The organism is Methylobacterium sp. TK31 (assembly GCF_055361545.1).
In genome coordinates this window covers 4,349,749-4,375,286 of record NZ_CM143964.1, presented here as the reverse complement: position 1 = coordinate 4,375,286, position 25,538 = coordinate 4,349,749, and the positions used below count along the sequence as shown (strand labels likewise).

At 70.5% G+C, this 25,538-nt stretch carries 25 protein-coding genes, 1 tRNA gene and 1 pseudogene; 10 read left to right on the top strand and 17 right to left on the bottom strand.

Going from position 1 to position 25,538, the window contains the following annotated elements; all coding sequences use genetic code 11:
- The first annotated feature begins 330 nt into the window (after positions 1 to 330).
- Positions 331 to 1,083: an SDR family NAD(P)-dependent oxidoreductase gene (locus tag ACXJY8_RS20325; RefSeq protein WP_463772853.1), complete on the top strand. Its 753-nt coding sequence runs from the start codon at positions 331 to 333 to the stop codon at positions 1,081 to 1,083.
- A 183-nt stretch (positions 1,084 to 1,266) separates the two neighbouring features.
- Positions 1,267 to 1,389 (top strand): hypothetical protein, encoded by a 123-nt coding sequence (locus ACXJY8_RS20320; protein ID WP_463772851.1) that lies wholly within the window; start codon positions 1,267 to 1,269, stop codon positions 1,387 to 1,389.
- A 208-nt stretch (positions 1,390 to 1,597) separates the two neighbouring features.
- Here the strand turns inward: ACXJY8_RS20320 and ACXJY8_RS20315 are convergent, their stop codons facing one another.
- From ACXJY8_RS20315 to ACXJY8_RS20305, 3 genes are all read right to left on the bottom strand, one after another.
- Complete coding sequence (locus ACXJY8_RS20315) at positions 1,598 to 2,887, bottom strand: glycosyltransferase family 4 protein (RefSeq protein ID WP_463772846.1); 1,290 nt, start codon at positions 2,885 to 2,887, stop codon at positions 1,598 to 1,600.
- A 35-nt stretch (positions 2,888 to 2,922) separates the two neighbouring features.
- On the bottom strand, positions 2,923 to 4,185 hold the full coding sequence (locus ACXJY8_RS20310; RefSeq protein ID WP_463772843.1) for a nucleotide sugar dehydrogenase: 1,263 nt from the start codon (positions 4,183 to 4,185) through the stop codon (positions 2,923 to 2,925).
- Between the two features lie 744 nt (positions 4,186 to 4,929).
- The gene (locus ACXJY8_RS20305) at positions 4,930 to 5,163 is read right to left on the bottom strand and encodes a hypothetical protein (protein ID WP_463772840.1); all 234 of its coding nucleotides are present in this window, start codon (positions 5,161 to 5,163) and stop codon (positions 4,930 to 4,932) included.
- A gap of 381 nt (positions 5,164 to 5,544) precedes the next feature.
- On the opposite strand from ACXJY8_RS20305, the gene ACXJY8_RS20300 reads away from it, so the two are divergent.
- Complete coding sequence (locus tag ACXJY8_RS20300) at positions 5,545 to 5,886, top strand: hypothetical protein (protein WP_463772837.1); 342 nt, start codon at positions 5,545 to 5,547, stop codon at positions 5,884 to 5,886.
- Between the two features lie 7 nt (positions 5,887 to 5,893).
- Here ACXJY8_RS20300 and ACXJY8_RS20295 read toward each other — a convergent pair whose 3' ends face one another.
- Positions 5,894 to 6,124 (bottom strand): tautomerase family protein, encoded by a 231-nt coding sequence (locus ACXJY8_RS20295; protein WP_463772834.1) that lies wholly within the window; start codon positions 6,122 to 6,124, stop codon positions 5,894 to 5,896.
- A gap of 261 nt (positions 6,125 to 6,385) precedes the next feature.
- Here ACXJY8_RS20295 and ACXJY8_RS20290 point away from each other — a divergent pair.
- The 4 genes and pseudogenes from ACXJY8_RS20290 to nhaA all read left to right on the top strand — a co-directional run bounded on the left by ACXJY8_RS20290 (position 6,386) and on the right by nhaA (position 10,457).
- Positions 6,386 to 7,149 (top strand): annotated as a pseudogene (locus ACXJY8_RS20290) (MFS transporter).
- A 29-nt stretch (positions 7,150 to 7,178) separates the two neighbouring features.
- Positions 7,179 to 8,744 carry a galactarate dehydratase gene (gene garD / locus ACXJY8_RS20285; protein WP_463772832.1) on the top strand — a complete coding sequence of 522 codons (1,566 nt, stop codon included), beginning with the start codon at positions 7,179 to 7,181 and terminating at the stop codon, positions 8,742 to 8,744.
- 142 nt (positions 8,745 to 8,886) lie between these two features.
- A complete protein-coding gene (locus ACXJY8_RS20280; protein ID WP_463772829.1) occupies positions 8,887 to 9,144 on the top strand; it encodes a hypothetical protein in 258 nt (85 codons plus the stop codon).
- A gap of 98 nt (positions 9,145 to 9,242) precedes the next feature.
- The gene (gene nhaA, locus ACXJY8_RS20275; protein WP_463772826.1) at positions 9,243 to 10,457 is read left to right on the top strand and encodes a Na+/H+ antiporter NhaA; all 1,215 of its coding nucleotides are present in this window, start codon (positions 9,243 to 9,245) and stop codon (positions 10,455 to 10,457) included.
- Between the two features lie 331 nt (positions 10,458 to 10,788).
- Here the strand turns inward: nhaA and ACXJY8_RS20270 are convergent.
- The 5 genes from ACXJY8_RS20270 to ACXJY8_RS20250 form a co-directional block, all read right to left on the bottom strand.
- Positions 10,789 to 10,863, bottom strand: a tRNA-Val gene (locus ACXJY8_RS20270).
- Between the two features lie 14 nt (positions 10,864 to 10,877).
- Positions 10,878 to 12,611 carry an ABC transporter permease gene (locus ACXJY8_RS20265; protein WP_463772822.1) on the bottom strand — a complete coding sequence of 578 codons (1,734 nt, stop codon included), beginning with the start codon at positions 12,609 to 12,611 and terminating at the stop codon, positions 10,878 to 10,880.
- Positions 12,612 to 12,656: 45 nt separating this feature from the next.
- On the bottom strand, positions 12,657 to 13,691 hold the full coding sequence (locus tag ACXJY8_RS20260) for an extracellular solute-binding protein (protein WP_463772817.1): 1,035 nt from the start codon (positions 13,689 to 13,691) through the stop codon (positions 12,657 to 12,659).
- Positions 13,692 to 13,827: 136 nt separating this feature from the next.
- Positions 13,828 to 14,904, bottom strand: a complete 1,077-nt coding sequence (locus ACXJY8_RS20255; protein ID WP_463772813.1) for an ABC transporter ATP-binding protein — start codon at positions 14,902 to 14,904, stop codon at positions 13,828 to 13,830.
- Complete coding sequence (locus ACXJY8_RS20250; RefSeq protein ID WP_463772810.1) at positions 14,901 to 15,617, bottom strand: alpha/beta hydrolase; 717 nt, start codon at positions 15,615 to 15,617, stop codon at positions 14,901 to 14,903. The genes ACXJY8_RS20255 and ACXJY8_RS20250 overlap by 4 nt, the downstream gene beginning before the upstream one ends.
- 96 nt (positions 15,618 to 15,713) lie before the next feature.
- Between ACXJY8_RS20250 and ACXJY8_RS20245 the strand changes: the two genes are divergently transcribed.
- Positions 15,714 to 17,969, top strand: a complete 2,256-nt coding sequence (locus ACXJY8_RS20245) for a primosomal protein N' (RefSeq protein ID WP_463772806.1) — start codon at positions 15,714 to 15,716, stop codon at positions 17,967 to 17,969.
- A 54-nt stretch (positions 17,970 to 18,023) separates the two neighbouring features.
- Positions 18,024 to 18,383: a SpoIIAA family protein gene (locus ACXJY8_RS20240; RefSeq protein ID WP_463772803.1), complete on the top strand. Its 360-nt coding sequence runs from the start codon at positions 18,024 to 18,026 to the stop codon at positions 18,381 to 18,383.
- Between the two features lie 116 nt (positions 18,384 to 18,499).
- Here ACXJY8_RS20240 and ACXJY8_RS20235 read toward each other — a convergent pair whose 3' ends face one another.
- The 8 genes from ACXJY8_RS20235 to ACXJY8_RS20200 form a co-directional block, all read right to left on the bottom strand.
- A complete protein-coding gene (locus tag ACXJY8_RS20235; RefSeq protein WP_056476981.1) occupies positions 18,500 to 18,895 on the bottom strand; it encodes a hypothetical protein in 396 nt (131 codons plus the stop codon).
- 197 nt (positions 18,896 to 19,092) lie between these two features.
- Positions 19,093 to 20,088 (bottom strand): asparaginase, encoded by a 996-nt coding sequence (locus ACXJY8_RS20230; protein ID WP_463772798.1) that lies wholly within the window; start codon positions 20,086 to 20,088, stop codon positions 19,093 to 19,095.
- Between the two features lie 14 nt (positions 20,089 to 20,102).
- Positions 20,103 to 20,309, bottom strand: a complete 207-nt coding sequence (locus tag ACXJY8_RS20225) for a Trm112 family protein (protein ID WP_463772795.1) — start codon at positions 20,307 to 20,309, stop codon at positions 20,103 to 20,105.
- 26 nt (positions 20,310 to 20,335) lie between these two features.
- Entirely contained in the window at positions 20,336 to 21,004 is a 669-nt protein-coding gene (locus ACXJY8_RS20220; protein WP_463772793.1) for an LON peptidase substrate-binding domain-containing protein, read from the bottom strand.
- 28 nt (positions 21,005 to 21,032) lie between these two features.
- A complete protein-coding gene (gene trxA / locus ACXJY8_RS20215; RefSeq protein WP_463772791.1) occupies positions 21,033 to 21,932 on the bottom strand; it encodes a thioredoxin in 900 nt (299 codons plus the stop codon).
- Positions 21,933 to 22,164: 232 nt separating this feature from the next.
- Positions 22,165 to 22,659 carry a hypothetical protein gene (locus tag ACXJY8_RS20210; RefSeq protein WP_463772788.1) on the bottom strand — a complete coding sequence of 165 codons (495 nt, stop codon included), beginning with the start codon at positions 22,657 to 22,659 and terminating at the stop codon, positions 22,165 to 22,167.
- A 65-nt stretch (positions 22,660 to 22,724) separates the two neighbouring features.
- Positions 22,725 to 23,702, bottom strand: coding sequence for a glutathione S-transferase family protein (locus tag ACXJY8_RS20205; protein ID WP_463772786.1), 978 nt, complete (start codon positions 23,700 to 23,702; stop codon positions 22,725 to 22,727).
- Positions 23,703 to 23,745: 43 nt separating this feature from the next.
- The gene (locus tag ACXJY8_RS20200; RefSeq protein WP_463772784.1) at positions 23,746 to 24,702 is read right to left on the bottom strand and encodes an alginate O-acetyltransferase AlgX-related protein; all 957 of its coding nucleotides are present in this window, start codon (positions 24,700 to 24,702) and stop codon (positions 23,746 to 23,748) included.
- A 231-nt stretch (positions 24,703 to 24,933) separates the two neighbouring features.
- Here ACXJY8_RS20200 and ACXJY8_RS20195 point away from each other — a divergent pair, with 231 nt between their 5' ends.
- Positions 24,934 to 25,464 carry a 2'-5' RNA ligase family protein gene (locus ACXJY8_RS20195; RefSeq protein ID WP_463772782.1) on the top strand — a complete coding sequence of 177 codons (531 nt, stop codon included), beginning with the start codon at positions 24,934 to 24,936 and terminating at the stop codon, positions 25,462 to 25,464.
- The last annotated feature ends 74 nt before the right edge of the window (positions 25,465 to 25,538 follow it).

The window sequence follows — 25,538 nt, the reverse complement described above, 5'->3', positions numbered from 1 at the left end:
CCTGATCTCAAGCCGCCGGGATATGCAGCTTAGATCAGATTTTCGGTCGAGGAATATAGACTTGGCGATGCGCGAGTGCGCCTTGTGACGGTTTCCGAGCCGGACGCCTGCCGAAATGCCTTCGCCCGCGTGCCGGGCGGGAGAGGCCGGACAGGGCATCGTGATTTGGTTTCCGGCCGCGGATGCGGTTTGCTCGGCGGCATGCGGACGAGGGGGTAAGCCCCGTCACGATCGCGTCGGGGACGAACCGGGGGCGGGACGCGCGGACCGGATGGACAGGGTGTTCGGGATCATGGTCAGGGCGGCTCCGGAACACTTCCGCGACCTCGGATGCCTCGACGGGCCCGGACGCGCCGGGAAAGATCCCTCGTGACCGGCGCGGTGGTGATCGGCGCCTCCGGCGGCATCGGACGGGCGCTCGTCGACGCTCTCGCGGCCGACCATGCCGACCGGCCCCTGTTCGCCCTGTCGCGCTCGGGCCGGTCCTTCCCTGCGCCGATCCACTCCGGGCGCATCGATCTCGCCGACGAGGCTTCGATCGCCGAGGCCGCCGAGGCCGCGGCGCGGGTGGCGCCGCCGGGCCTCGTCATCGTCGCCAGCGGGCTGCTCCATCAGGCCGGCCTCACTCCCGAGAAGACCTTCCGAAGCATCGACCCGGCGGCCATGGCCACCGTGTTCGCCGTCAACACGATCGGTCCGGCCCTGGTGGCCAAGCACTTCCTTCCCGTGATGCCCCGTGCCGGGCGAAGCGTCTTCGCCGTCCTGTCGGCGCGCGTCGGGTCCATCGAGGATAACCGGCTCGGCGGCTGGTACAGCTATCGTGCGTCGAAAGCGGCGCTGAACCAGATCCTGCGCACCCTCGCCATCGAGGTCAGGCGGACGCATCCCGAGGCCATCATCGCCGGGCTTCATCCCGGCACGGTGACGACGCCCCTGTCCCGGCCCTTCCGTCCCGACACGAACGCCCCCGGACTGTTCACGCCGGAAGCGAGCGCATCGCATCTCCTGGCCGTGCTCGCCCGGCTGGAACCGGCCGATTCCGGCGGTGTCTTCGCCTGGGATGGTCAGCGTATCCCGGCCTGAGAACGCGCGCGCCGGGCGTGGGCCCTGCGTGCAGCCCCGCTCCGCTCGCAACGCTCGACGCCTGCGCGAACGACCCCGGATTTGCCTGCTTCCCGAGTTGGATCGTTGGGCCGGAACGATGCGCACCCTGACCCGTTTGGCGTGAGCGAACCCCACGCCCGTGCGGGAAGGAACGACACGTCCATGCTGGTCTTTCTGCGATTTCTGCGCGCTTGGACGCTCCTGTCCATCCCGGCCGGCATCGTGCTGGGAAAACTGCTCAAGGCGAACCGCAGGGCGATGGAACGGCCATCCGATCGCTCCTAGCCCACCGCAGCCGGGACTGGGCGCGCTCCGGCGCCCCGAGGGCCCGCATCGGGATGCCGGCAGGTGCCCTCGAACCGGAAGCTTCAGCCTCGCCACACGAGGCGCGCGACCCGACCGATCCCCTCCCTCAGCGCTCCGGGGGCGCCCGAAACATGGTGCCGGAATCCGGAGCCTGGAGACCTGGGCGTTCGAAACTCGGGACGGCGACCTAACGATCGCCACCCCGCCCGGCGATCGCGGATTGGCTGCGAAAACGATCGTCGTTCGAGGCATCGGAGGTCGCCGCTTGCGGGACGATACCGCAGGCCTTGCAGTACGCCTGGATCAGCTTGGGAACCTGGTGCTGCCAGGACAGGCTGCTCTCAACCCGCTCGCGGCCGATCGCGCCCATGGCGTCGCGCTTGTCAGGATCGTCGAGCAGCGAGACGATCTTCTCGGCGAAATCGATCGGATCGTTCGATTTCGCATAGAGCGACGACCCTTCTGCGGACCGGCGGCCTTCCGTGACGTCGAATTGAACGATCGGCTTGCCGAGCGCCATGTACTCGATGATCTTGTTCATGGTCGACTTGTCGTTCATCGTGTTCACCCGGTCGGGGTTCACGCAGACGTCGGACGTGGAGATGATTTCGAACAGGTCCTGATCCGGGATCCGCCCCGTGAAGACGACGTAGTCTTCGAGGCCCATGTTCCGAGCCTGCTCCTGCAAGGATTTCAAGCTCGATCCGCCACCGACGAGGCAGAACAGAACGTCCTGACGCCCCATGGTGAAGATCATGTGCGCGGCCGCCTCTAGCAGGAGGTCGATGCCCTCCTGATCTCCCATGACGCCGAGATAACCGACCATGTGCTGGCGCCCGCGCCGCAGGGCGGGGTTCGGAGGGAGCAGCTGGAGTCGTCGCAGATCCGGACCGCTCCGGACGATGAAGACCCGATCGGGCGCCATGCGGCCACGCTCGATCGCGATCTGCTTGTAGCTCTCGTTCGTTGCGATCGAGACATTCGCGAATGCGAAGGTCAGCCGCTCGAACAGGATCATCAGGCGCCAGAAAAACCCCCGGCGGCCGAATTTGGCTTCGTAGAGTTCGGGGTTGATGTCGTGGTGATCGAAGATGAAGGCCTTGCCCAGGAGCTTGAACTGCAACGCGACGAGGAAGATCAGGTCGGGAGGGTTGCAGGCATGAATGACGTCGAAGCCGTGCTTGAACAGAATCTTCCAGGCCAGACGACTTTCATGGAACAGGGCAACCCCGTATTCGCGCAGATAGCCCAGGGCGTTCTCGGCATCGGATGGGAGCGGATGCCGGTAGACATGCACGCCTTCGAGACACTCGTAGGGTGCCTCGTATCCCTTACCCATCGGGCTGATGACCGAGACCAGCGCCCCGGCCTCGTTGAGCGCACGCGCCTCCTGCCAGACGCGACGATCGAACGGCACCGGCAGGTTTTCCACGATGATGAGAACGCGTTTCCCTTTAAGCTGCATGGCCTCTTCCATTCCCAACCAGATCTCGAACAAGCCTCAGGAGGGACTTACTTCAGTCGACTGATGTCGAGGACAATCGGATCGCGGAGATTGAGATCCGAGCCCCGTCCGTTCGTATCGATCACAATGTCGAAATGCTCGCTCTCCGCATGCTCACGCGAAACGAGGATATTGGGCAGCTCGGGCAGATAGGACACCGCGTAACCGAGGTTCTGACCGACCAGATTGTCGGGCTTGAGGAAGGGATCGTAGACGGCGAGCCCGTACCCGCCCTGGAGCAGCTTGCGCGCGAGATCGATGTGGGGGCTCTCGCGAAGATCGTCGCTGTCGCTCTTGAAGGCCAGACCCAGCATCAGCACCTTCGCACCCGGCTTGAGCCCTTGCGTGCAGTACGTGAACAGGAAGTGCTTGTGCGCTTCGTTCGACCGGATCAGCGCATCGACGACCGGCGTGTTCGCGCCGACATCGCCCGAGATGTACTGAAGTGCCCGCACGTCCTTGGGCAGGCAGGAGCCGCCGAACGGGCCGCCGGGACGCAGATAGTAGGGAGAGATGTTGAGCTTGGTGTCCGACACGAAGATCTTATGGACGAGGCGCGTGTCGATGTTCAGCTGGACGCACACCCGGCCGATCTCGTTGGCGAACGCGACCTTGAGAGCGTGGAAGGTGTTGTCGACGAACTTCGTGAACTCGGCATCGCGGAAGCGCGTGTAGAACGTCGGCGCCGTGATGCCCTCGTTCATCTGCTCGAGGCGCGCGCAGGGCTCGCCGTCCGCCGTGCCGACGACGATCTTCGGCGGATCGAAGTAGTCCTCGATCGCGGTCGATTCGCGGAGGAACTCCGGATTGTAGACCAGCTCCACGGCATCGACCTTGTCGCCCAGGACGAACTTGAAGATCGGCTGGATCAACTCATCGATCGTACCGGGGCGGATGGTGCTCCGGTAGACAACCGTGAGCGGAACCGTTCGGCCGGATCGGAGCGAGGTCGCGATCTGACGCGACACCTCCGCGATGAAACTCATGTTGTGAGATCCGTCCGCGGCACTCGGGGTGCCGACGCAGACGATCGCGATGTCGCACTGCTCGAGTTCGGTGCTCACCGCCGTGACGCACTTCAGCCGATTGTCTTTCAGAGCGGCGCGAAGAAGATCTTCGATGCCGGGCTCGAGAATAGGCGACCGCCCCTCGTTGACCTGGCGCACTTTATCGCTGCTGACGTCGACTCCGATCACCTCGTGCCCTTGCCGCGTCAGGCAGGCTGTTGTCGTAAGTCCAACGTAGCCAAGTCCAAATACAGCAATACGCATCAGGTAGCTCCGACAATCTTCGAGTCACAACTCGACATTGCATCAAGTCTTGGATTTTTTGCTTTGGTCACGCACGTCATAGGCGAACGCCCCCGGGAATGCAAAAACCAATCCCGCCCGGTCGAGTAGGGACAGACAACATCTGCTCAGCGCCCGAAGGGATCATTTGCCTGAACCGCGAGAGATCTGTTTTGCCCATATGTCATGATTCTGTCTCCGAACGATGACGCAGGACTTCACATTGCGGCTCGACATTGGAGCAAAATTCGCGCCAGAGGATCACGACCATCATGATTAGCCTGAACCGACAGTCTTGACATCCATAGCTATGTTGCAGAAACGCACGTCGAGGCTCTCAACATAGGAATAATACTTCGCTCCTGTGCAGAGGGAATCATCCGGTGAAGTGCGGATCGTTTCGGCCCCCGGAAGTCGTCCACGCATCGCCGCCTCCGATCCTGTGCCTCCGGCGACGCACACATCGCCGTCATCAATGGAAATCCTCGTCTGCAACTTCAGCAAACGCTGACGGGACTCGAACACGCCTCGACACCGAATAACGCATTCGGGTGCAGAGGCGCGCATAGCAATGGAACCGCGACTCACTTGGCAAATTCACGATCAAGCGAACCGGCTTACTTGTCGCAACCGACTGATTTCCTTCCCAGAGGAAAGCGCACCATCCGGATTCAGATCTTCGCGAGAGGCAATCCACCTCACCCTGAAGAATTCGAGCGTCCGGCTTCACCCGTGTTTTGCATATGAGTGCAGAATTAGCAGTTTTTTTTCAGCGCGGCAACGCGCTTGCTGCAGCGCAACACCCGCCCAGCGCAAGCTGCGATTTGTCGAGATCAACGCCTCGAAGCGTGGCTCCCATCGTGCGTCGCGGCTCGTCATCCGATGGCTGATCGGATGAGCCACCAATACTCGGTCCCATTCAACGATCCGCGCGCCGCCTGATTTCGCGTTCTTCGCCACGGGCCTTCATCGAATGAGCGCCGGTGGAACGCGCGGACCTTCCGAAGACCCGCGGATCGCGCCACCCGGACCCGCGTGAACCCCGATGATCTTTGCAGCGGATCGGCTGCCGATCTCCCAGCGTCCCGTGCCACGAGGCCGGGAGGGCCCATTCTTCGTGTCCAAAGTGAGTGTGTCCCGTGTGAGTCGGCGAAAGCAGCACGGCCTCGTCCTCGGCCGCGCGCCGCGGCAGATGATCGACGGGGCCTGAGCGCAAAACCCGCGCTTGGCCGTGGAGGTCGCGGCGCGGCTCAACGAACTGGTGAGAAACGCGCGGTATACAGGGCCCGAAATACACGGCGCATCCGTCGAGGTCGCGCCATCCGGACAGGGAGATTGCGGGTGAGTGCCGCTCCAGCGTCATCGATCGGGGCCGCGACGCCCACCGACCGGCTGCCCGAGCTGTCGCGGCTGGCCGCCCTCCTCGCGCGGACGGTGCTGGAGGACCAGATCCAGGGCCGTCCCGGTCCCGACGACCAGATCCGGTTCCTGCTCGACGCGGCCTTGCTGCTGAACGAGTACGGCATGGATCTGCCGTCTCCCCTCGACCAGATCATGCAGGACGCCAGCGCGCCGAAGGCGCCCGAGCCTGCGGCCGTCGTGCCGGCGCCGGCCGAGGCGCAGGACGACGACGCGGGGCGCCTCGCCTGGCTGCTGCGCCCGTTCCAGGGCGCCAAGGGCTGAGGCCGCCTCAGGGCAGGCTGTAGCCCGGCTTCTTGAACAGGGTCTCCGGCCGGCCGACGATCTCGGGGCGGTAGACCTGCGATTCCCAGTCGGCCTGGGCGACATCCTCGATCGAGACCGAGACCGCGCGCTCGGGGCTGCCGGCGCTGGCCATGAGGGCGGCCGCGAGGGCCTCGGCGATCTCCGCCTTCTGCGCGTCGGTCTTGCCCGGGTACATCTTCACGGTCACGTGCGGCATGGGTCCGGTCCTGCAGGCTGATGGCGGGGGGAGGACCGCCGGGAGCGGTCGCCCGGGTCCATGCCAGGACGGGACCGGACCGGCAAGGCACCCCCCGGGATCATCCCGCCGGACGCTTGCGTGCGCGCCGATCGATGCCGGCCGGGCATCGATCGATCCGGCCTTCGCATTGGACGCCCCCGATCGCCGCCGATACCCCTGTGGTCAAATGCGTCTTCGCGCGACGAAGGCCGGCATCAATAAAATATCGGGTTGGAAACGATGGCGCTGGCTCACCCGCTGGCAGCGCGCGCGCAGGGTCGCGTCCGTTGGGGCATCCTCCTGATGCTGTTCGTGACCACGGTCGTGAACTACGCCGACCGGGCCATCATCTCGATCGCCGGCACGCCGATGTCGCAGGAACTCGGCCTGAGCCCGGTGCCCCTGGGCTACATCCTCTCCGCCTTCAGCTGGTCCTACGTCGCCGCGCAGGTGCCCGGCGGCTGGCTGCTCGACCGCTACGGCTCGAAGTGGGTTTATGCCGGCGGCATCTTCTTCTGGTCGCTGTTCACCCTGCTCCAGGGCTGGGTCGGTTTCCTTGGCGGCGGCGCGGTGGCATCCTCGGCGGCGTCATCTCGGACGCGATCCTGAAGCGCACCGGCTCGCTCACCCGGGCCCGCAAGATCCCGATCGTGGCCGGCATGCTGCTCTCGATGTCGATCATCGCCTGCAACTCCGTCGACTCGCCGGCCCTCGTCGTCGGCTTCATGGCGCTGGCCTTCTTCGGCAAGGGCATCGGGGCGCTGGGCTGGGCGGTGATCTCGGACACCTCGCCCAAGGAGGCGGCGGGCCTCAGCGGCGCCATCTTCAACATGTTCGGCAACACCGCCGGCATCACCACGCCGATCGTCATCGGCTACCTCGTGCAGGCCTCGGGCTCCTTCAACGGCGCCCTGGTCTTCGTGGGCTGCAATGCGCTGATCGCGATGATCGCCTACCTGGTCATCGTCGGCGAGATCCGCCGGGTCGAGCTGCGCGCGGCCTGACCGGCCCGAGGTTTGAGGGAACGCGATCCATGCTCGGTGAACCCGCGACCGATCCCAGGCAGGCCGGCGACACGCCCCGGACCCTGCGCCTGCACCCGGACGACAACGTCGCCATCGTGGTCAACGCCTTCGGCCTGCCCGCCGGCACGGTGTTCGCCGACGGCCTGACCCTGCTGGAATTCGTGCCGCAGGGCCACAAGGTGGCGCTCGCCGACATCCCGCAGGGCGGCATGGTGGTGCGCTACGGCGAGGGGGTGGGCATCGCGCTGCGCCCCCTGCCCCGGGGGTCCTGGGTGGAGGAATCCCGCGTCGAGACGCCGGTGGCCCCCGACCTCGACGCCCTGGAGAAGGCGACCCGCGTGCCCGCCCCCCTGCCGCCCCTCGACGGCTACACCTTCGAGGGCTACCGCAACCCGGACGGCTCGGTCGGCACCAAGAACATCCTGGCGATCTCGATCAGCGTGCAATGCGTGGCGGGCACCCTCGACGTCGCCATCCGGCGGATCAAGCAGGAGCTGCTGCCGCGCTTCCCCAACGTCGACGACGTCGTCGGCCTCACCCACGCCTATGGCTGCGGGGTCGCCATCAACGCCCCCGAGGCGGTGATCCCGATCCGCACCCTGCAGAGCCTCGCCCGCAACCCGAATTTCGGCGGCGAGGTCATGGTGGTCGGCCTCGGCTGCGAGAAGCTCGTCTCCGAGCGGCTGCTGCCGGAAGGCCCTACGGCGGCGGATGGCGGCGTGGTGCGCCTGCAGGATGAGCGCCACGCGGGCTTCGGGATGATGCTCGACAGCATCATGGCCATGGCGGAGGCCCGCCTCGCCGTGCTGGACCGGCGCCGGCGCGAGACCTGCCCGGCCTCCGACCTCGTGGTCGGCCTGCAATGCGGCGGCAGCGACGCCTTCTCGGGCGTCACGGCCAACCCGGCCCTCGGCCATGCCGCCGACCTGCTGGTCCGCTGCGGCGCCACGGTGCTGTTCTCCGAGGTGACGGAGGTGCGCGACGCCATCCACCTGCTGACGCCGCGGGCCGCGACGCCCGAGGTCGCCGACGCGCTGATCCGCGAGATGGCCTGGTACGACGACTACCTGGCGAAGGGCGGCGCCGACCGGCGGGCCAATCCGTCGCCGGGCAACAAGAAGGGCGGCCTCAACAACATCGTCGAGAAGGCGCTGGGCTCGGTGGCCAAGTCCGGCTCCTCGGCCATCACGGGGGTCCTCGCCCCCGGCGAGCGGGTCCGCGAGAAGGGCCTGATCTTCGCCGCGACCCCCGCGAGCGACTTCGTCTGCGGCACCCTCCAGCTCGCCTCGGGCATCACCCTCCAGGTCTTCTCCACCGGGCGCGGCACCCCCTACGGCCTCGCCCACGCCCCGGTGATCAAGGTGGCCACCCGCACCGAGCTGGCCGAGCGCTGGTCCGACCTGATCGACCTCGATGCCGGCCGCATCGCCACGGGCCACGCGACCATCGAGGAGACCGGCCGGGACCTGTTCCACCTGATCCTCGACGTGGCGAGCGGGCGCAAGCGGCCCTGGTCCGACCGCTGGGGCCTGTTCAACGACCTGACGCTGTTCAACCCCGCTCCGATCACCTGAGGCCGGGCCGGGCGGGGGGCCGCCCCCCGGATCGCGCGCCGAGGAACTTAGCCGGCCGGTCCGCATTGCAGGCGGGATGGTCGGCAGCCTCGGTCCGACCCGACCCGCGCGCCGGACGTCCGGGCCGGATCTGGAGATGCCCATGGTCGGCCGAATCGCTCTCGCCGCCTGCTGCGTGCTGCCCGCGCTCGCGGCCACCGGCGCCCGGGCCGGCGAGGAGAAACAGGCCGCCCTGTGCCGCGGCGACGTCATGCGCCTGTGCCTGAGCGCCGTGCCGGACCGCGACCGGATCGTGTCGTGCATGAAGGTGAACCGGGCGAGCCTCAGCCCCAGCTGCCGCACGGTGTTCGACGGCGGCACGCGCAGCGAGGGCGGCACCCGCTCGGCCGGGCTGCGCTGAACCGCGGCGCGGCCCCGGGGCCGGGACGCGCCTCGGGACGACCCGGTTTCGGCCCCGGGGCGTTGGTGTCCCGGACCGGCTCCTGTAAAGCGAGGGCCATGCACGCCCCCTCCCCGCTCCGCCGGCCGTTCTCGGCCTTCCGGTCGATGCTCACCAGCGAGGCCGGCGGCGGCCTCGTCCTGATGGCGAGCGCGGCCCTCGCGCTGGTGGTCGCGAACTCGCCCCTGGGGGCGGGCTACTTCGCGGCGTTGCAGGCCAAGGTCGGGGGCCTGAGCGTCCTGCACTGGATCAACGACGCGCTGATGGCGCTGTTCTTCCTGCTCGTCGGCCTCGAGATCAAGCGCGAGACGCTGGACGGGCGACTGCGGACCTGGCCGGACCGGATCCTGCCCGGCCTCGCCGCCCTCGGCGGCATGGCGGCGCCGGCCCTGGTCTACGTGGCGGTGAACCGGCACTCGCCGGAGACCCTCCGCGGCTGGGCGATTCCCGCCGCCACCGACATCGCCTTCGCCCTCGGCATCCTGGCCCTGCTCGGCTCCCGGGTGCCGGTCTCGCTCAAGGTCTTCCTGACCGCCCTGGCGATCATCGACGACCTCGGCGCGGTGCTCATCATCGCGCTGTTCTACACGGCCGGCCTGTCCCTGCCGATGCTGGGCGGGGCGGCCGTGATCCTGGCGGTGCTCTACGGCCTGAACCGGGCCGGCATCCGCCGCCTGTCGCCCTACCTCGTCCTCGGTGCGGCGCTGTGGTTCCTCGTCCTGAAATCCGGAGTGCACGCCACGGTGGCCGGCGTCCTGCTGGCCCTGACGATTCCCCTGCGGCCCAGCCCGGGCCGGCCGGACGACCCGACCTCGCCCCTGCACCGGCTCGAACACGCCCTGCATCCCTGGTCGGCCTACCTGATCCTGCCGATCTTCGGCTTCGCCAATGCGGGCGTGTCGCTGGCGGGCTTCACGCCGGGGATGCTGCTCGAACCCGTCACCCTCGGGGTCGCCCTCGGCCTCATCCTCGGCAAGCAGATCGGCGTGTTCGGCCTCGTCCTCGCGGCGGTGAAGCTCGGGCTCGCCCAGCGGCCGGCGGGGGCCGGCTGGATGCAGGTCTACGGCGTCTCGCTCCTCTGCGGGATCGGCTTCACCATGAGCCTGTTCATCGGCCTCCTGGCCTTCGCCGACGCGCCCGAGCTCGAATCCGAGACCAAGGTCGGCGTGCTGGCCGGATCGATCGTCTGCATGGCGGCCGGCGCCCTGGTCCTGCTGGTCGCGCCCCGTCGCCGGGCCGGGGCGCCGAAGGTCCGGGCCGCCGCCGACGCCTGAGATTTCGCGCGGGCGCCGAAAGCCTTGCTAGCCGCGCCGGTCCTCGCCCGCGGCGGCGCGCGATCCGGATCGGCGGCGCCCTGGGCGGGCTCTCCGTGCTGGCGACGATCGTCCCGGCCGAGCGCTCGGGCGCGGCGATCCTCACCGGGATCACCGTGACGGCCGCCATCGCGGCCGCGACGCCGCTCGACCATCGGGATGGCTCGGCGTCGCCCAGCCCAGGGCGGGGCTCTGGCGCATCCTCGGCTGCCTGCCGATGCGCGTCGGCCTGGTGCTGGTGTCGCTGTTCCGAAGGGGAAACGTCGAAGCGGCGGGGAGGCTTCGAGGGAAGTGGTGGGCGCGACAGGGATCGAACCTGTGACCCTTCGCGTGTGAAGCGAATGCTCTCCCGCTGAGCTACGCACCCGGACCGAGGGCCTTCTAGGGCGAGGGGCGCGGCCGCGTCAAGCGCTGATCGGCGGGTTCTGCGCCGGCTTCGCTGCGCGGCGTGCCGAGGCGGAGCAGGATCGCCACGGGCACGAGCCCGACCGCCACGATGAGCAGGGCCGCCACGGTGCCGTCCTCGTAGGTGCCGCGCGCGGCCTCGCCGTAGAGGTGGGTCGCCAGGGTCTCGACGTTGAGGGGACGCAGCAGCAGGGTCGCGGGCAATTCCTTGACGCAGTCGACGAACACCAGGAGCGCGCCGCTGAGTACCGCCGGCCAGGCCAGGGGCAGCTGGACCCGCCACAGGGTCGCGCCGGGGCCGCGCCCGAGCATCCGCCCGGCATCGGGCAGGCTGCGGGGCACCCGGCCGAGGCCGGCCTCGCAGGTGCCGATGCTGACCGCGAGGAAGCGCACGAGATAGGCGGTGACGAGGGCGCCCCCGGTGCCGAGGCCGATCAGGGCCGGGGCGACCCCGAAGAGCTGCGTCGTCCCGGCCGAGAGGGCGCTGTCGGCGAGGGCCAGGGGGCCGAGGAGGCCGATGGCCAGGATCGCGCCCGGCAGGGCGTAGCCGAGGCTCGCCACCCGGATCAGCGCCTCGCCCCAGCGGCGCGGGACGAGGCGCGGGCCCGCCGCCACCACGAAGCCGATGGCGGCGGCGATCACGGTCGCGGCCCCGGCATAGAGCAGGGTGTGGCCGATCTCGGGCAGGATCGTCTCCGGCAGGCCGCTGCGCCGGAGACGCCGGAGCGCGGAGACCACGAGGTAGCTCGCCGGAATCGCGAAGCCGATCGCCACGGGCACCAGCCCGAGGGCCAGGGCGGCCCCGGCGCGCGGGCCGGTCAGGCGCTGCCGGGCGAGGCGGCGCGGGCGCTGGGCGCCCCCCGAGAAGCCGCGCCCGGCCCGGGCCCAGCGCTCCAGGGCCACCAGGGCGACGACCGCCACCAGCATCACGAGGGCGATCTGGGCGGCGCCCGCGAGGTCCTGGCGGTTGACCCAGGTGGCGTAGACTTGGACCGTGAGGGTGCGCACCCCGAGGAATTCCGCCGCGCCGATGTCGTTCAGGGCCTCCATCAGGGCCAGACTCGCCCCGAGGGCGATGGCCGGGCGCGCCATCGGCAGGGCGACGCGCAGGAAGATCGCCGAGGGCCGGCGCCCGAGCATCCGCGCCGCCTCGATCAGGTTGGCGGCCTGCATCAGGAACAGCGCCCGGGTCGGCAGGTAGACGTAAGGGTAGAGCACGAAGCCGAGGAGCAGGATGCAGCCGGGCAGCGAGCGGATCTCCGGCAGCACGAAGTCGCGCGGGCGGGCATAGCCGAGGAGGTCGCGCAGGGTCGTCTGCACCGGGCCGATCGGGTGCATCAGGTCGAGATACGCGAAGGCGACGATGTAGGTCGGCACCGCCATCGGCAGCAGCAGCCCCACCTCGAGGAGGCGCCGGCCGGGGAAGTCGTAGGCCGCCACGAGCCAGGCGCAGCCCGCCCCGAGCACCACCACCAGCACGCCGACGCCGGCCAGCAGCAGGGCGGTGTCGCGCAGGGCCTGCGGCAGCACGTGGGCGACGAGGTGCGGCCACAGCGCCCCGCCCGCCCCGCCGCCGACGCCGTCCCCCGCCGCGATCACGAGGGCGACGACCGGGCTCAGCACCAGGGCGCAGAGCGCCAGCGCGGCGGCGCTCCAGGCGAGGCCGCGCGGGCGGCCGGTGAGCGGGAGGGCGGGGATGGCCCCGGTCATGCTGGTCTCAAGGGCGTTGTCCGACGACCGGGGGGCGGGCGGGCCTCAGTTGTCGAAGCCCACCGTGTCGAGGAGGAGGCTCGCCGCCTTGCGGTTGCGGGCGATCTCCACGAGCGGCACGGCGTCGATGGTCAGGGGGCCCAGCGCCGTGAGCAGCGGGTCGATGGGCGCGCCGGCCTTCACCGGGTACTCGTAATCGGCCTTGGCGTAGAGTCCCTGGGCCTCGTCGGAGACGAGGTATTCGAGGAGCTTGACCGCCTCGTCGCGGTTGGGGGCGTTCCTGGCCACCACCGCGCCCGAGATGTTTACGTGGGTGCCGCCCCCCGTGAAGGTCGGCATCACCACCTTGATGCCCTCGCCCCACTTCTGCTGCTCGGGGCCGCCGCGGCCCGAGCGCATCAGGCCGACATAGTAGGAATTGCCGAGGCCGATCTCGCAGGTATCGGCGAGGATGTCGCGGGCGACGTCCCGGTCGCCGCCGGCGGGCTTGCGGGCGAGGTTGGCCTTCAGGGCGCGCAGCCAGGCCTCGGTCTTCTCCGGGCCGTGCTTGACGAGGTGATGGGCGATGAGGGCCGTGTTGTAGGGGTGCTGGCCCGAGCGCAGGCAGAGGCCGCCCTTCCATCTCGGGTCGGCCAGCCCCTCGTAGGTGGCGGCCTTGAGGTCGGCGAGGTCCTTGTCGGCGTAGAGCACGCGGGCCCGCATGGAGAGGGCGAACCAGCGGCCCTCGGCATCGCGCAGGGTGGCGGGCACCGCCGCCTCGAGCACGCCCGAGCGCACCGGCTGGGCGAGGTCGCGGTCGACGAGGTCGATGAGGTTGCCGACGTCGACGGTCATCAGCACGTCGGCCTTGGCGCGGGCGCCCTCGGCCGCCACGCGCTCGGCGAGGCCCTTCTCGACGAAGACCGTGTTGACGGTGACGCCGCTCTTGGCCGTGAAGGCGTCGAGCAGGGGCCGGATCAGGCCGGGCTCGCGGGTGGTGTAGAGGTTCACCTCGGCCGCCGCGGCCGTCCCGATCAGGCCCGCCAGCGCGAGGCCCGCGATCCCGCCCGCGATCCCGATTGCCTTGATCCCACCCGCCATGGTCGACACCCTCCCGTCAAAACGTGGCGGGTGTTCAGAAGCATCGGCGAGAAAAACACAAGCACGATGTTCTGGACTTAAAACAATTCAAAACTAAAGCCGCGCGCCGGACAGGACTTTCGACCGCGCCCGTCTTTTAATCCGTCCCGCGCGCAAAAATAAAGCCGTGTCGCGGCTCGAGGCTCAGGCCCACGGCCTCCCCCTCCCGGCGCGGGTCGTCCGCCGGAACGGGCAGGCGCAGGGGCTCGGGCAGCCCCTCCGCCGTCAGGGTCAGGAGGGCGCCCGCCCCGAGGAAGCGGCGCGCCCGCACCACGGCCCGGAGGGACGCGTCCGGCGCCCCGAGGCGAATCGCCTCCGGGCGCAGGCAGAGGGTGACGGCGGCGCCCTCGGCGTGGCCCGGGGCCGGGACCGGCCCGAACGGCGTCGCCACGGCGCCGGCGCGGCAGGTGGCGTCGAACTCGACGCAGTCGCCGAGGAAGCGGGCGGCGAAGCGCGTCGCGGGGCGGTGATACAGGTCCGGCCCGGTGCCGACCTGCACGATGCGTCCCCGCCGCATCAGGGCGATGCGGTCGGCGAAGCCGAGGGCCTCCTCGGGGTCGTGGGTGACGAGGAGCGTGGTGGCGCCGCTGGCGCGCAGCACAGCTAGGGTTTCGTCGCGGACCCGGTCGCGGGTGCGCCGGTCGAGGTTCGAGAACGGCTCGTCGAGGAGGAGGACGCGCGGCCCCGGGGCGAGGGCCCGGGCCAGCGCCACGCGCTGGCTCTCGCCGCCCGAGAGCGTGCCCGGATAGCTCCCGGCCCGGTCGGCGAGGCCGACCTGCTCCAGCCGGGCCTGGGCCAGGGCGCGGGCCTCTGCGGCGGGTTTGCCATGAAGGCCGAAGCGCACGTTCTCCGCCACCGTCAGGTGGGGGAACAGCGCGTAGTCCTGGAACATCAGCCCGACCCCGCGGGCCTCGGGGGCGACGCCGCGGCCGTCCTCGCTCACCAGGGCGCCGTCGAGGCGGATCGTGCCGGTCTCGGGCTGCTCCAGCCCGGCGATGGCGCGCAGGAGCGTGCTCTTGCCGCAGCCGGAATCGCCGAGCAGGGCGAGGATCTCGCCGGGCCGGACCTGGAGCGAGACGTCGGCCAGCGCCCGCACCGCGCCGAAGCGCAGCCCGATGCCACGCAGGTCGAGGCGCGGCGGCACGGGGTCGGGCGGGGGCGCGTCGAGGCTCATGCGCGCCTTGTGTCATCGCGGGCGGACGGCGAAAACCCTCCGGTGCGCAGGAAGCGCAGGGTCTCGGCGATCACCGCGGGGTTGCGCATCATCAGGCCGTGGCTGGTGTGCAGGATGATGTGGTCGGCCATCCCGGCGACCCGGGTGCGCGCGACGGTGACCCGGCCGTCATCGGGACCGGGCAGCATCAGCCAGGATTCCAGGGGATAGAGCGTGCGGTCGCCCGCGATGATCCCGAGGGGAAAGTCGACGGGGCCGAGGCGGTTGCGCAGGCTTTCGTCCGGTTTGGTGGTCAATTGGGCGCCGGCCGGACCGAAGACCCGGCGATAGGCGCGCAGGGTGTGGAGGCGGTCGGCGACCTCGCTGCCACCGTTCGGTGGCCCCAGCATCACCACCCGTCCGAGATTGGCCGGCCGGTCTTCGCGGAGCCAGGCCCGGGCGAGGAGCCCGCCCATCGAGTGGGTGACCACGTGGAGAGTCCGCACCCAGGCCGCGAAGGCGGCGGCGGGCGGTCCGATGATGCCTGCGAGATCCGCGAGATCCGCCGTGCGGGAGGGATAATCGAGGTTCAGCGTCGCGAACCCGGCGGCCCGGAGGGCGCGCTCCATCCGGGCCAGGGAGGCGGCCCGCCGGGCGAGGCCGTGCAGGAGCAGCACGCCCTCGGGACCCGGATCGCCCGTCGTTCCGAGAGCCGGCGGTTCGGGTCCGTCCATCCTGGGGCGCCTCCGGGCGACGATCGGCGGCGCGGCGGTCGCGCATTGCCTCCGGCATGCTTATATTCCGGTTATGTTCCGTCAAAGACCCGCCCGATGCCCTGCGTCGCCGAGATCCTGATCCCGCTGGCGCTGGACAGCGCCTACAGCTACGCCGTGCCGGCCGGGCTCGACCTCTCGGTCGGCGAGGTCGTGCAGATCCCCCTCGGGCCGCGCGAGACCGTGGGGGTGGTCTGGGGCGTGCGCCAGAGCCCCGGCGGCTCCAACCTGCGTGCCGTCACCGGCCGGATCGACGTGCCGGCCCTGCCCGACGCGCTCCGCGAACTCGTGGACTGGCTCGCCCGCTACACCCTGGCGCCGAAGGGCTCGGCGCTCGCCATGGCCCTGCGCCTGCCCGACGAGGCGGCCCTCACCGAGACGGTGCGGATCGGCGTCCGCATCTCCGGCAAGACCCCGGCCCGGCCGACCGCGGCCCGCACCAAGGTGCTGGCGGCGGCGGCCGACGGGGCGATGCGGGGCAAGAGCGCGCTGGCCAAGGAGGCGGGCGTCTCCTTAAGCGTCGTCGACGGGCTCATCGACGACGGCGCCCTCGAGGCGGTGGCCCTGGCGCCCGAGCCCGTCGCCCTGCCGCCGGACCCGGACCACGCCCGCGTGCCCCTCTCGGAGGCGCAGGAGGCGGCGGTGCGGGAGCTCGTCGCCCTGATGAACCCGGCCCCCGACGCGCCGGCGCCCACGGACGCCATCGGCGATCCCCTGCCGGCAGCCGCCGCGGACGGCAAGGTGCCGCCGCCGGGGACCGAGGCGAAGGCGCCCACCGTGCTGCTGGAGGGCGTCACCGGCTCGGGCAAGACGGAGGTGTATTTCGAGGCGGTGGCCGATTGCGTCCGCCGCGGCCACCAGGCCCTGATCCTGATGCCGGAGATCGCGCTGACCGCGCAGTTCCTCGACCGCTTCGCCGAGCGCTTCGGCGCCCGCCCGGCGGCCTGGCATTCGGGCATCGGGGGCAAGCGCCGCGAGCGCATCCGCGCCGGGGTCACGGCGGGCGAGATCGCCGTGGTGGTGGGCGCGCGCTCGGCCCTGTTCCTGCCCTTCGCGGATCTCGGCCTGATCGTCGTCGATGAGGAGCACGAGGCCGCCTACAAGCAGGAGGACGGGGTGCATTACCACGCCCGCGACATGGCGGTGGTGCGCGGGCGGATCGAGAACTGCCCGGTGGTGCTGGCCTCGGCGACGCCCTCCATCGAGACCCGGGTCAATGCCGAGCGCGGGCGCTACCGCCGCATCCTCCTGCCCGAGCGCTTCGGCGGCCGGCGCCTGCCCGACATCGCCGCCATCGACATGCGCGCCGACAAGCCCGAGCGCGGGCGCTTCATCGCCCCGGCCCTGGTGGCGGCCGTGCGGGAGACCGTGGAATCGGGCGACCAGGCGCTGCTCTTCCTTAACCGGCGGGGCTACGCACCCCTGACCCTGTGCCGGGCCTGCGGCCACCGCTACCAGTGCCGCAACTGTTCGACCTGGCTGGTGGAGCACCGCTTCCGCCGGGCGCTCGTCTGCCACCAGTGCGGCTATGCCGAGCGGCGCCCGGATTCCTGCTCGGAATGCGGCACCTTCGACAATCTCACGCCCTGCGGCCCCGGGGTGGAGCGCATCGCCGAGGAGGTGGCCGAGCTCTTCCCCGACAAGCGCGTCATCGTCCTGTCGAGCGACTTCCCCGGCGGGGCCGAGCGCCTGCGGGCCGAACTCCAGACCGTGGCCGAGGGCGGCTGCGACATCGTGATCGGCACGCAGCTCGTGGCCAAGGGCCACAACTTCCCGCACCTGACCCTGGTGGGCGTCCTCGACGCCGATATCGGCCTGACCTCCGGCGATCCGCGGGCGGCCGAGCGCACCTTCCAGCTGCTGCAGCAGGTGACCGGCCGCGCCGGGCGCGGCGAGAAGCCGGGGCGCGCCCTGCTCCAGACCTACCAGCCGGAGCATCCGGTGATCGCCGCGCTGCTCTCGGGCGATTCGGAGCGCTTCTACGAGGAGGAGATCGGCGCCCGCGAGGCCGCCGGCCTGCCGCCCTTCGGGCGCCTGGCCGCCCTGATCGTCTCGGCCAACGAGCGCGAGGTGGCCGAGGCCCACGGGCAGGCGCTGGCGCGGGCCGCCGAGCCGCCCGACGGCGTGATGGTGCTCGGCCCGGCCGAGGCGCCGCTGGCGCTGATCCGCGGCCGCTACCGATTCCGGCTGCTGGTGAAGACCGAGCGCGCCGTCGACCTGCAGACCTACCTGCGCGACTGGTTGGCGCGCGGCCCCAAGATTCGCGGCAACGTGAAGGTCGCCATCGACGTGGACCCGCAGAGTTTCCTATAACGCTGGCGCGACGTTCGCTCGGGTCGCGTTCGACCCCCTGAGGAGTGCCACAACGTGCTGACCTACACCAAGAAGCCGGATTCGAGCGTCGCCGAGATCGTGGTCGACGGCCAGATCACCGATGCCGAGATGAACACCGTGATCGCGGCCATGCAGGCCGATCTCGACAAGGGCGGCAAGATCAAGCTGCTGGAGGACGTGCGCGACTTCAAGGGCATGGAGCCGGCCGCCTTCTTCAAGGACCCGCGCTTCGGCCTCGCCATGATGAAGGGCGTCAGCCACGTCGCCCTGGTGACCGACGCCTCCTGGCTGCGGATGATCGCCGACACCTTCGGCAAGGTCTCGCCGGCCCAGATCAAGACCTTCGACCGCGCGCATATCGAGGAAGCGCGCCAGTGGCTCGCGGCCGCCTGACGACCTGTCTGGCAACGGAAGACCTGCTGTCCCCTCTCGCCGCCTGAGCGGGGCGAGGGGATGCCCGGGGCCGTGCGGCCGAGGCCCGCCTCGGGCCGGCGCGGTCCCGCCCGGCCCTACTCCGCCTGGGCGGTCCGCGTCGTGTGACGCCGGGCCGTCCAGCGGCCCGAGCACAGGGACGAGACCTTCCAGGTGCCGCCGCCGCTCTGGGCCTGGAGGCGGCCCGAGACCGCGCCCGAGGCGGTGCCGTTCGAGACGTTGAGGCCGACCGTGCCGTCCGGCCCGACGCGGCCGTTCAGGGTGGCGCCGGCCGCCGCGGAGGTGAGGCGCACCTGCCCCTCCTGCACCGACACCCCGTAGGTGTAGCGGCTGTCGCAGACCATGCCGCTCTCGGTGACGAGTTCCACCGACCAGGTCCCGTTGAAGTTTCCGCCGTCTCGGGCGGCGGCCGGGATCATCGCGGGCGAGGACAGGCCGGCTCCGAGCGCCAGAACCACCGCAACTTTGGACATGCATCATCCTTCGGCAAAAAGCGTCCGCCCGAGCCGCGACCGCAGGGCGGTGCAACGGCTGTGCAAGCAGGCGATGGAGTGAGAATGCGCTGATCATATCCGCCGAAGCGGCAAGATTATGACAGGCCCCACAATTCGATGATGAGACTTATTGCCGAAGCTGCCTGAACGGGCCATGACCGAGGCAAAGCTTGGCGTTATCGGTCGTAATACGCCTGCAATGCTTGGCGGTCCCGCGTGATCGGCAGGGCGAGCAGCGCCAGGACCCGGGCCTTGTCCGGCGAGAGGTCGTCGGCGAAGACCGCGCCGGCCGCCCGCAGCGTGCTGCCACCACCCTTGAAGCCGTAGACCGGAAGCGCCCGGCCGTGCGGGACCTGGCTCGCCACCACGATCGTGACGCCGGCGGCGATCGCCTCCGCCACCGCGTCGTAGAGGGCCTCGTTGACGTTGCCGAAGCCGTAGGCGGCAATCACCACGCCCTCGGCCCCGTCCGCCACGGCGTGGCGGAGCTGGCGCCCGTCGCCGCCGGCCGTCATCGCCACGATCTCGACCCGGGCGAGCCGGTCGGGCAGCGGCAGGGTCTGGCGGCGCAGGGACCTGCGGGCGAAGACCACCCGGTCCTCGTCGACATGGCCGAGGAAGCCGGCCTCGCCGGACTGGAAGGTCTCGACGTTGTTGGTGTGGGACTTCCGCACCTCGCGGGCGGCGTTGATGTTGTGGTTGAGCGTCACCGTCACGCCCAGTCCCCGGAGATCCGCGCGCGCGCCCTGGGCCAGGATCTGGCGGACCGCGTTGAGGAGGTTGCGCGCCCCGTCGGCATCCGCCTCGGAGGCGTTGCGCTGGGCGCCCACCATCACCACCGGCTTGTCGCTCGCCAGCGTCAGGTCGAGGAAATAGGCGGTCTGGTCGAGGGTGTCGGTGCCGTGCAGGACGATGGCGCCGGCGATCTCGGGGCGCGCGAGCAGGCCCGCCACCGTGCGGCTGAGGTCCGGCCAGAGGTCCGGCCCCATATAGGCGCTCGGCACATTGGCGAATTCCACCACCTCGATCCGCGCGAGCTCGGCCAGGCGCGGCACCGCCGCGGCGAGGTCGGCCCCCGTCAGGGCGGGAACCGGCGCCCCCGTGGCGGGATCGTGCTTCATCGCGATGGTGCCGCCGGTGGCGACGATGGCGACGGTCGGGCGATCGGTCATGCCGGGGGAGCCCCTCAGTCCGTCAGGGCGCGGGCCTCTTCCGGCAGCATGATCGGGATGCCATCGCGGATCGGGTAGGCGAGGCGCGCGGAGCGGCTCACCAGCTCCTGGCGGCCGGCATCGTACTCGAGGGTGTCCTTCGTCAGCGGGCAGACGAGGAGTTCGAGGAGCTTGGGGTCGACGCGGGTGGCCTCGACGGGGCCCGGGGTGTCAGCGGCCATCTGTGGCGTCTCCTTGGCGGAACGGACTATTGCAGGGTGGGCTCGGAGCCCGACCCGCGCACCAACTCCATTTCGGTCACCGCAATCAAGACCTCGGCCCGCGTCTTGAGGTCCGCCGCCTCCAGCATGGCCTGCTTCTCGCGGGCGCCGAAGGGGCTCATCATGCACAGGGCGTTGACGAGGGCCTCGTTGGGCGCCTCCTCGATGCCGGCCCAGTCGACCTTGAGGTCGTTGACCTCCACGAAGTCGCGCAGGGCCTTCAGCACACCCTCCCGGTCCACCGCCGCCTCGCCCGCCCGCGCCTCGAAATCGGTGGCGAAGTCGTCGTAGGAGACCTGGCAGCGGCGGTAGCGGGTGGTGGTGGCGAGCTCGCTCTCGACCCGGAACCGGGCGATGCCGGTGAGCGAGATGAGGTAGCGCCCGTCCCCAGTCTCGGCGAACTGCGTGATCCGCCCGGCACAGCCGACGCGGAAGAGCTTCGGCGTCATCGGCGACGAGCCCGCCTCCACGTCCGGCTGGATCATGCCGATGATCCGGTCCGTGCGCAGGGCGTCGTCGATCATGGCGAGGTAGCGCGGCTCGAAGATGTTCAGCGGCATCTGTCCGCGCGGCAGCAGCAGCGCACCGGGCAGCGGGAACACCGGAATCACCCCGGGGCAGTCGGCCGGTCCCTTGTAGCCCGCATGCGTGCTCATCGTGTCCCCCTGCGGTTCGTTCGCGGCCTCACGCAAAGACCAGGGTCGACAGGCGTCGCCGACCGCGGATCGAGGCCTTGTCCATCAGGCCCCAGGCCTCGAAGAAGGTGAGGAGCTGCTTGCGTGCCGCGCCCTCGTTCCAGGTCCGGTCCCGGCGCTCGATCTCGATCAGCTGGTCCACCGCCTCGTCGCGCAGGTTGCGGCCGTTCAGGCCGAGCGCGAGGTCGAAGCGGGCCTGGAAATCGTTCGGGTCGGCCTCGATCCGGGCCTGGAAGGTGCCGAGGTCGCCCAGCGCCGCCGCCTGCTCGGCGAGCTCGATCGCCGCGCGCACGCTGGCGAGGCCGGCATGGGAGGCCTTGTCGGCGGGCGCCATGGCCACGAGCTCCTTGGCGTTCTCGAGGTCGCCGAGGTCGAGCTGGATCTTGGCGAGCGCCGCGATCGCGTCGACGTTCTCGGGCTCCTCGGCGAGCACGGCGGCGTAGAGCTGCGCGGCCTGGGCCACGTCGCCGACCCCGAGGAGGGCCTCGGCCTCCGACATCGCCTCCTCGATCGGCGTCGGCCCGGCGGGGCCGGCCAGGCGCGCGATGAACTCCTTGATCTGGGCCTCGGGCACCGCGCCCATGAACCCGTCCACCGGCTGGCCCTTGTCGAAGGCGATCACGGCGGGAATCGACTGGATGCCGAGCTGGCCCGCGATGGAGGGGTGCTCGTCGATGTTCATCTTGACGAGCTTCACCTTCCCGGCGGAGCCCTGGACGACCTTCTCCAGCACGGGGGCGAGCTGCTTGCACGGGCCGCACCACGGCGCCCAGAAATCGACGAGCACCGGCTGCTGCATCGACTCGGCGATGACGTCCTGGCGGAAGCTCGCCGTGGTCACGTCCTTGGTGGGGGTGGGGCCGCCCGGCACCGGCGCATCGTTCAGCATGACGTCCTCGAAGGCTTCGTTTCGATCCGTGGGAGTGGCCGGGTCTGTCCGCCCGTCCCGTCCTGCGTCAAGAGATGGGAACTCCGCGCGCTCGGACCAGAGCGGACGTCCACACGCAATCGCCCCCGGGTCTCCGGCAGGTTCCGTCTCCGCAGGTTCCGTCTCCGGCGAACCCCGCTCGGCCGGCTCCCGTGCCCGGCGCGTCCCGCCGCCCGCAGGACGACCGGCGCGCCTAGCGCGGCGCGCTCCCGCCGCCCGCCTCCGGCGTCTTCCCGTCAGGCGCCTTGGCATCGGTCACGAACACGCCCTGGTAGATCCCCTTGGCGGCGTTCGCCTCGCAGGTGATCGCGGTCTTGCCCGGCTCCGGCGTGCTGAAGGTGCAGGAACCGACGGCGACCAGGGGCCCCTGGGCCACGCCGTCCTTCGTCGTCTCGCTCGGGATCACGAGGTTGATCGGCTGGAGCGGGTCGGTCTCCTCCGTGCGCTCCTGCTGGGCGCCGTTGCCGCTGAAGCTCAGGGCCCGGCCCTCGGCCGCGAAATCGAAGCTCGTGCGGTTGCGCGAGACCGTGTTCATCAGCGTGTTCTTGCAGGTGGCCGAGACGTCCTTGCCGGCGATCACGAGCTTCTCGCAGCGGCCCTCGAGCTTGACGGCCGTCTGGGCGAAGGCGGGCGCGGCGACGAGGAGCGCGGCGGCGGCGAGGACGAGGCGGGGGGTCGGGAGGCGCATCATGAGTCCGATGTAAGGCTGCGGTTCGGTTCGTCGAGGGTCTGCGGGCGCGCAGGGTCCCGCGCTCAGGCGGGAAAGCGCGCGGCGCGGTCGTTCGGGGCCGCGAAGTCGAGGGCCGGCCCGAGGGGCACGATGCGGGTCGGATTGATGGTCGGGTGGCTCTCGTAATAGTGCCGCTTGATGTGGCTGAGGTTCACCGTGCCGGCGACCCCCGGCAGGGCGTAGAGGTCGCGCAGGTAGTTCGACAGGTTGGGATAGTCGGCGATGCGCTGGCGGTTGCACTTGAAGTGCCCGACATAGACGGCGTCGAAGCGCACCAGGGTGGTGAACAGGCGGATGTCCGCCTCCGTCAGCCGGTCGCCGCAGAGGTAGCGCGCCGTGTCGAGGCGGGCCTCGAGGGCGTCGAGTTCGGCGAACAGCGCGGTGAAGGCCTCCGCATAGGCGCCCTGGTCGGTGGCGAAGCCCGCCTTGTAGACCCCGTTGTTGACGGCGTCGTAGACGCGGGCGTTGACCGCATCGATCGCCCCCGCGAGGTCGGCCGGGTAGAGGTCCGGCCCCGCCGCCCCGAAGGCACCGTTCAGCATGCGGATGATCTCGGCCGACTCGTTCGACACGATGGTGGCGCGCTGCCGGTCCCAGAGCACCGGCACGGTGACGCGGCCGGTGAAGCCGGGATCGGTCTTCAGGTAGACCTCGTAGAGGCGGGTCGCGCCGTTGACGGTGTCGGGCGTGGCGCCGGGCGAGTCGCCGAAGACCCAGCCCTCACGGCCCATGTGGGGATCGACCACCGAGACCGAGATCGCCTCCTCCAGGCCCTTCAGGGCGCGCACGATCAGGGTGCGGTGGGCCCAGGGGCAGGCCAGCGAGACGTAGAGGTGGTAGCGCCCGGCCTCGGCCGGGAAACCGCCCTCCCCGCTCGGACCGGGGGAGCCGTCGGCGGTGATCCAGTTCCGGAACTTGGCGTCCGTGCGCTTGAAGCGGCCGCCGGTCTCCTTGGTGTCGTACCAGGTATCCTGCCAGACGCCGTCGACGAGCAGCCCCATGATGCGTCCTTCCCGTGTTGCCTGTTCGCGGGAAGATGGGCGCTCAGGCCTCGGCGGACAGCCCCTCCGCCGCCGCGGCCGGCGCGGCGGCCTCGAGATGCCTGCCCTTCTGGTAGGTCGCGATGTCGAAGGTGTCGTCGGGCAGGCGCGTGACGAAGCGCTCGGCCATCTCGAACACGAGGAGATCGGGCCGCACCCGCTCGACATAGGCCCAGTCGATGCTCGACGACCAGACGAAGTGCACCTCGCGAAAACTCTCGGCCAGGATGCCGGTGAGCATGATCGGTGCGAAATGCGCGTAGGAATCGCCGAACAGCATCAGGGTGCGCGGATCGACGTCCGGCCGCTCGTTCCGGAAGCAGACATGGGCGCCGACATGGAGGTCGGGCGCGCGCCCGGCGGCCTCGTAGGCGGCGACGAGCGGGCTGGCGTAGGTCCGCCGGGCGTCCCGGTCGAGCACCACGTGGCTGGCGGTCTCGATCGGCTTCTCGGGCAGCTTCTCGCCGAGATCGCGCACCCGCGTGGTCTCGTAGCGCTCGCGGGCATCGATGTCGCCCGGAGGCACGGCCCCGCAGGCCCGCATCAGCACCCCGTAGGCGAAGCGGCAGCCCTCGTAGTTCCAGTGCGTGTCGGTGCGGTAGTAGAGGGGCACGGCCCCGTCGCGCGCCGCCCGCATCGGGGCCAGCAGGTCGACGTAGTGGGGATTGTTCATCAGGCGCCGGGCCAGCACGCGGGTGGGCGCCTGGCGCGCGTCGAAGCGCAGGTCCAGGGTGCGGTCGTCGTAGACCGAGAGCTTCTCGGGCACGACCACGTGCAGGTAGCGGATGCCGAGCGCCCGGGCCCGGGCGGCCCGCGCCTCGATGAGCCGGACCCAGCCGCGCAGGCGCCACCACCGGGACAGGGTGGCGCGGTACTGCTCCAAGACACCATTGGTGCCGCCGATCAGGAAGAGCCAGCCCTCGCGCCCCACATGGACGATTTCCCGGTGTTTGCGCCGCATCGGGGCTCTCTAGCCGGCTCGGACGGCTCTGAACAGGGCGCGCCGTGTCACCGCCGACCTCGGGCCGTCACCACCTCGGGCCGTCGCCGGGCCGGCCTGCATCGCCGCCGCGGCGGCGCCCCAAGTCCCGGACGCAAGCCCCGAACGCAGGCCCCGAGCGCAGGCCCTGGACGCAGGCCCTGGACGCAGGCCCCGGCCGCGCCATCTCCCTGCCTCACGCCGGATCGGACCATGACAGACCACACGCCCACGCCCGATCCCCTCATTCTCACCCTGGCGATGGATCCCGACAGCTTCGCGCGGTTCGACGGCCTGCGCCGCCGGCACTTTCCGCAGGCGCTCAACCACATCCCCGCCCACGCGACCCTGTTCCACCACCTGCCCGGCCCGGACGAGCCGGGCATCGTCGAGACCCTGGCGGCGATGACCCGGACGCAGGCGCCCGCCGAGGTGGCGGTGACGGGCCTGCGCTTCACCGGGCGCGGCGTCGCCTACGTGCTCGCCTCCGACGCCCTCTCGGCCTTCCGGGCGCGCCTCGCCGACCAGTTCGAGGGCCTGGGCGAGGGCTTGACCGCCCAGGACCGGCAGGGCTGGCGCCCGCACGTCACGGTGCAGAACAAGGTCGACGCCGCCACCGCCCGGGCGCTCCACGCCGACCTGGAGGCGGCGTTCACGCCGTTCCGGTTCACGGCGCCCGGCCTGCTGCTCTGGCGCTACCTCGGCGGTCCCTGGGAGCGCCGTGCCAGCTTCGCGTTCGGGTAGCGCGAGGTTCGCTCGCGTGGCGTTCGCCCGGATGGAGGCCACCCCGCCGATCCGCTATGCCGGGAGTCTCCGGC